This window comes from Brasilonema bromeliae SPC951 (assembly GCF_012912135.1).
Taxonomy (GTDB): domain Bacteria; phylum Cyanobacteriota; class Cyanobacteriia; order Cyanobacteriales; family Nostocaceae; genus Brasilonema; species Brasilonema bromeliae.
In genome coordinates, this window is sequence record NZ_QMEB01000170.1 from 1 (window position 1) to 5618 (window position 5618).

The window sequence follows — 5618 nt, forward strand, 5'->3', positions numbered from 1 at the left end:
GGGGTTGTGCGGGATTTATAAGCAATTAACCGGACATGATATGATTGCTTCGCTTCGCTCGCAATGACACCACAAACTCTTCATTTACCTAACTGCCACCATGTCTAGCAAACTTGTAGAGCGGCGTTTGAATGACTTTAAGCGTAGATGTGGTAACGATGGCGATGCAGCCTTGCAACTGGCGTATCACGCTGCTATGCCCGTTGCCTTAAATCCTGAGTTGCTGCACTTTCTGCGAATAAACTTCTTTGTTGATCCACCTGAGCAACTTCCTTATACAGTCGAGTTTGAGTTTCTCAGTTCTGGGCTGTGTCGTGAAATTGACGCAGAACTGTATGAAATTGAGCCAGAAATTCGCAATGAGTTGTTGCAGAAGTTGATGAAAAGGGAAAATGCAAGACAACGAATTCGAGATGTTGCTACACTGCTTTGGCAGTATGTTGAATATCATTCGCCTTGGGCAGATCGAGTTGAATTAGAACGGGCGCAACAACTGACTGCACTGAATTTTCTAGATCCTGCAAAAGCACAAGAGTGGTTGGATGAAGCGGAAGCTAATGGTAGCTTAGGGAGAGGGGAGCGGGAATGGTTCATAGCAATGCGTCAGGAAATTGAGGAGCTTCCTGACATCTCTACCCTACCGCCAGAGAAGCAAAGTGAGCAAAATGATCTTCCTTCAGAAAAAGGCGTAGATTACACACGGCTGCGAGATTTGCTAGCCGGTGGAAAATGGAAAGAGGCGAATCAGGAAACTCTAGCAGTTATGCTCAAAGCATCTGGTAGAGAAAAAGATCGCTATCTTGATGTCGAATCTATCGAAAATTTTCCCTGCACTGACTTACGCACAATTGACCAACTTTGGGTTAAATACAGCAATGAGCGCTTCGGCTTTAGTGTGCAAAAGCGCATTTGGAAAAGTGTCGGTGGCAAACCAGACGCTAATTATGAAACCTGGGAGAAGTTTGGCGATCGCGTGGGTTGGCGCAAAGGAATGTTTACAAAACAATGGCAGGACTACGAGAAATTAACCTTCTCCACAAATGCCCCCTGGGGACATCTCCCTTTCACTCCCTGTGATTGGGTCGGTGCGGTAAGGGAGTTTGAGATTTCGCGGGGGGGCATGCGGGTTCTCTTCTCTCGCGTAACGACATGTTCGATTGAAGTAAAATATTATTTTTCTAATTTAAATTTAGGCATTGAGTCGCCTAATTTGACGCCTTGAAGCCCTCTTTTGATTGGCCTCGACTTGTAAACTGTAACATATAAGGCTTACACAGAATTGTAAAGATTCGCAAACAAGTGATTTTCCACGAAGTATTGCGGTTTCTACGTTTTCGTTACCTGGCACTGCATCCAAAGAGAGTCTTCTTGTTGCGCTTGTAGTACGATGCTGGCAAATTGTGGATTATAACAATTCGCGAAAATAAACTTGTACGCTACTTCTTCTATTTCTTGGTTCGTTGCTTCCCAGTCGTCCCAAAATGAGACCTAAATTCACGATTATTGCAATAGGTGGTGATGTGATAGCAGAATCTAGCTTTAAAAGTTTCGCGGAGAACGAAGCATCAATACACCTCATCATGAGAGCCAATATCGATTAAAACAATCATCTCTTCATCCGCATCAGGATTTGGCTCAAATGTATAGATAATGCGGCAATCATACTCAACCCAACACGCCCACAAACCATCTAAATCACCTTTCAACTTATGTGATTTTAAAGCAGGTGCGAATGGATCGGTCGTAAGTAATTCCAAAACCTCGAAAATTGTTTCTTCCAAACGAGGATTTTTACGAACAACTCGCTTAAAAGCACGCTTGAAGCTATTATCCCAAATTAGTACTCTCATTCGTCACTCAGCAAATCAGCCCGTAGGTCAGCAAGAGTACCACGTTTTGCCCTACCTGTTTTAATTGCTTCCAGTGTTTGTGCTGCATTGCTGGCGATTTCTTGACGCCGTTTTTCAACTCGCCGTTTATGAATTAGTTCCAGTAGTAAATCTTGCTCTTCGGTTGAAAGAGCCTCTACATATTCAATGACTGTCTGTAAGGATGCAGGCTTGCTCATCAGCAATGTTTATAGGTTTTCATGATTTTATGTTTCTTTATTTTATAGCAGTTCTCAACTGGGTGTAATACAGATTTTTTGTAGGGCAAAGGCAAGAACTTTGTAAATACGTTATATTATGCCCTTATAGCCATCCGTAACTCTTGTGGAAACGTTCCCCAACGCAAATTGTAGCAAAAAAAAGTAAAGTTTTGAATTATTAGTTACTATACCAAAAATATCAGACACCCAGTCACAACCTAAAAGCGAATAATTCGATGTCTTCCTCGCACACAACAGTGCAGACAAACCCGAAGTGAGAGCCATTGCGAATCAACTTAAGAAACACGATATTAAGATATGGCTCGATGAAGAACAAATTCCACCAGGAAGATCATTTCAAGACGAAATCCAAAAAGCAATTCCACTCGTTAAATCTGCCGCCATCTTTATTGGTTTGAAAGGATTAGGAAAATGGCAGAGAATGGAAGTGCGCTCATTAACAACAAAGTGTGTTGAGAAAGATATCCCTTTGATTCCTGTTCTCCTTCCTGGCGTGACTGAACTTCCAGAAACATTAGTCTTTTTAAAAGAGTATACATGGGTAGAATTTTCTAAAAGTACTGATGATCCTCAAGCATTACATAACTTGGTGTGGGGAATTACGGCAACTCAATCATCACCTCAACAAAAGCCAACTGAACTGTGGTTCAATGGCGATCGCTTGCAGCAATTCCACAAAGCACTCCTGAGTGCATTTCCTACCACAGCAAAACTCAAGCAGATGGTTCGCTTCAAATTAGATGATAATTTAGATGCGCGTGCAGGAGGTGCAAACCACTCAGAAGTCGTATCCAACCTGATAGTATGGGCTAAAGCTGAAGGGCGACTCGAAGAGCTATTAACTGCTGCTCGTAAAGAAAATCCTGGTAACCAAAATTTGCGGAGATTTGACGAACAAATACGCGGTGGCTAGCAATCACCTAATTTTTCAATTCAGTTTTATAGAAGAATTCGACTACAGGGGGCTTCTAACCCTCTTTTACCCCCTTTTTAAGGGGTCGCCGCAGGCGTTCTGATCTTAACCGAACCGTATTGGAAGTGATGGCTTTTTTCCTCTACTATGTTTAGTATGCTATCCGAGTTGTAAGCTACATCTCCCTTTCTGTGGTCATCATGCCAAAATCAAAGAAGGCCGCTCATCAAATCAATCTCAACGATCCTCAATACTATCTCAACCGAGAGTTAAGTTGGCTAGAGTTTAATAAAAGGGTGTTACATGAAGCCTGCGACTCACGAACACCCCTTCTAGAACGGCTTAAGTTTTTGGCAATATGGAGTTCTAACCTGGATGAATTCTTTATGGTGCGCGTTGCTGCACTTAAGCAACAAGTAGAAGCAAAGGTTAGCTTGCTCGCTTCTGATTGTCGCACGCCAGAACAACAGCTAGACGAAATTAGCTCTATGCTGCGTCCGTTAGTCGCCAAAGAGCATGAACAATTTGAGAAAGTCTTACGACCTCAACTTGCCGAACATGGTATAAATATTTTAGATTACATAGATTTAACCCAAAAGCAGAGAAATTATTTAGACAAATACTACGAAGAGCAAATCTTTCCCGTCGTGACTCCTCTTGCTGTTGACCCCAGCCACCCCTTTCCTTACATTTCCAATCTCAGCTTGAATTTGGCTGTTGTTGTCAAAAATCCAGAAACACAAGAAGAATTGTTTGCCAGAGTCAAAGTTCCCACAGTTTTGCCACGATTTCTAGCTTTACCGCCAGATTTGGGAATTCAAGATAATGGCAAACCAGCGGTGTGGACCGGGGTTCCTTTGGAACAGGCGATCGCCCATAACCTAGAGTCCCTCTTTCCGGGAATGAATATACAAGAATACCATACCTTCCGTATAACCCGTGATGGTGACCTGGCATTAAAAGAAGACGACGCCGACGACTTGCTGTTAGCTATTGAACAGGAACTGCGAAAACGGCGCGTTGGTGGAGATGCTTTGCGGTTAGAAATACATTCTCAAACTCCTGAATCCATCAGAAAACGACTGTTGGAGGATTTAGAATTAGAAGAAAATGATGTTTACGAAGTAGACGGTATTCTCGGACTGAAGGATATGATGTACTTCATGTCTTTACCCGTCCCAGAACTTAAAGATCAACCTTGGCAAGCTGTTGTACATCCTCGTTTACAAAGGATTAAAGAGCCAAATCTAAACCCAGATGCACGAGAGATAGAAGAAGGAAAAGATTTTTTTACAGTCATTCGGGAAAAGGATTTATTTGTACACCATCCCTATCAATCCTTTTCAAGTTCTGTGGTGAACTTTATTGCCCATGCTGCCCATGATCGGAATGTGCTAGCAATTAAGATGACTCTTTATCGGACTTCTTTTGAGTCACCGATAGTCAATGCCTTAATTGCGGCTGCTGAAAATGGTAAGCAGGTTTCTGTACTGGTGGAACTCAAGGCGCGGTTTGATGAAGAAAATAATATTTACTGGGCGAAGCGGTTGGAAAGCGTTGGAGTTCACGTAGTTTATGGTCTAGTGGGTTTAAAGACTCACTGTAAAATTGTTATGGTTGTACGGCGCGAACAAGACCGCATTTCCCGCTATGTACATATTGGGACTGGTAATTATAACCATAAAACAGCGCGATTGTACACAGATTTGGGATTGTTCAGTTGCAATGAAGAGTTGGGAGCGGATGTTACAGATGTTTTCAATTTCTTGACAGGATACTCGCGACAAAAATCATACCGAAAACTTTTGGTTGCACCTGTGACGATGCGTGATCGCTTCCTTTCTCTGATTCAGCGAGAAATTGAAAATGTTCATAATGGTTTGACTGGGCGGATTGTTGCCAAAATGAATTCATTGGTAGACCCGGAAATTATCTGCCATTTATACGAAGCTTCCCGCGCTGGCGTGCAAATTGACTTGATTGTGCGCGGAATTTGCTGTTTACGCCCTGGACTAAAAGATATTAGTGAAAATATTCGCGTGATTAGTATCGTTGGTCGCTTTTTGGAACACTCCCGCATTTTTTATTTTCATAACAATGGACAGGAGGAAATTTACATTGGTAGCGCCGACTGGATGCGACGTAATTTAGACCGTCGGGTAGAAGTTATAACCCCAATCTTAGATGCAGATATTGCTAAAGATTTGCAAGAAATCTTAGGAATTATGTTGGCAGATAACCGCCAAGCTTGGGAGTTACAGCCAGATGGTAGTTATATTCAAAGACGCCCTGGTGAAGAAGTTCCAGAAGCTAGTTCACAAAAAATTCTCATGTCAATGGCTTTAAACTCAAATGCGAATTAATTAAGTATCTTGTGGCTGACTCTGCACTCCCTGCAGAGTTCTCCCAAGCAAAGTTAGTGTTCTAGAGTCCGTCGGCTACCCTCCCACATTTTCCGCGTAAGTTGCCATTCGGTTTGACTCCATCCCCGCGTCTGCATCCAAGCTGAACCTTGGCGCGTCCCAACTGCTATAAACCCATATCGGCGCGCCAAGCGCTCCACCCGTGAATTTGCGCTAACAGAAATTCCTCGAA

5 protein-coding genes and 2 pseudogenes are annotated in these 5618 nt (G+C 42.8%); 4 read left to right on the forward strand and 3 right to left on the reverse strand.

What is annotated here, in order from left to right; genetic code table 11:
• Window positions 1–100: 100 nt before the first annotated feature.
• Window positions 101–1222 carry a GUN4 domain-containing protein gene (locus DP116_RS19495; protein WP_246275706.1) on the forward strand — a complete coding sequence of 374 codons (1122 nt, stop codon included), beginning with the start codon at window positions 101–103 and terminating at the stop codon, window positions 1220–1222.
• 343 nt (window positions 1223–1565) lie between these two features.
• On the opposite strand, the gene DP116_RS19500 is transcribed toward DP116_RS19495, so the two are convergent.
• The gene (locus DP116_RS19500) at window positions 1566–1850 is read right to left on the reverse strand and encodes a type II toxin-antitoxin system RelE/ParE family toxin (protein ID WP_169156749.1); all 285 of its coding nucleotides are present in this window, start codon (window positions 1848–1850) and stop codon (window positions 1566–1568) included.
• On the reverse strand, window positions 1847–2068 hold the full coding sequence (locus DP116_RS19505; RefSeq protein ID WP_169156750.1) for a hypothetical protein: 222 nt from the start codon (window positions 2066–2068) through the stop codon (window positions 1847–1849). Before DP116_RS19505 ends, DP116_RS19500 begins: the two co-directional genes overlap by 4 nt.
• A gap of 271 nt (window positions 2069–2339) precedes the next feature.
• Here DP116_RS19505 and DP116_RS29510 point away from each other — a divergent pair.
• The 3 genes and pseudogenes from DP116_RS29510 to ppk1 form a co-directional block, all read left to right on the forward strand.
• A pseudogene (locus tag DP116_RS29510) lies at window positions 2340–2687 on the forward strand (toll/interleukin-1 receptor domain-containing protein); the annotation flags it as partial.
• Between the two features lie 12 nt (window positions 2688–2699).
• Window positions 2700–3023 (forward strand): effector-associated domain EAD1-containing protein, encoded by a 324-nt coding sequence (locus DP116_RS29515; protein ID WP_339381492.1) that lies wholly within the window; start codon window positions 2700–2702, stop codon window positions 3021–3023.
• Window positions 3024–3223: 200 nt separating this feature from the next.
• The gene (ppk1, locus tag DP116_RS19515; RefSeq protein ID WP_169156752.1) at window positions 3224–5386 is read left to right on the forward strand and encodes a polyphosphate kinase 1; all 2163 of its coding nucleotides are present in this window, start codon (window positions 3224–3226) and stop codon (window positions 5384–5386) included.
• 53 nt (window positions 5387–5439) lie between these two features.
• On the opposite strand, the pseudogene DP116_RS29995 reads toward ppk1, so the two are convergent.
• Window positions 5440–5618: pseudogene (locus DP116_RS29995) on the reverse strand (hypothetical protein); the annotation flags it as partial.

Excerpts from the sequence above, each read along its gene's own strand:
- DP116_RS19495 (WP_246275706.1), top strand. The coding sequence starts at position 101 with ATGTCTAGCAAACTTGTAGAGCGGCGTTTGAATGACTTTAAGCGTAGA.
- DP116_RS19500 (WP_169156749.1), bottom strand. The coding sequence starts at position 1,850 with ATGAGAGTACTAATTTGGGATAATAGCTTCAAGCGTGCTTTTAAGCGA.
- DP116_RS19505 (WP_169156750.1), bottom strand. The coding sequence starts at position 2,068 with ATGAGCAAGCCTGCATCCTTACAGACAGTCATTGAATATGTAGAGGCT.
- ppk1 (WP_169156752.1), top strand. The coding sequence starts at position 3,224 with ATGCCAAAATCAAAGAAGGCCGCTCATCAAATCAATCTCAACGATCCT.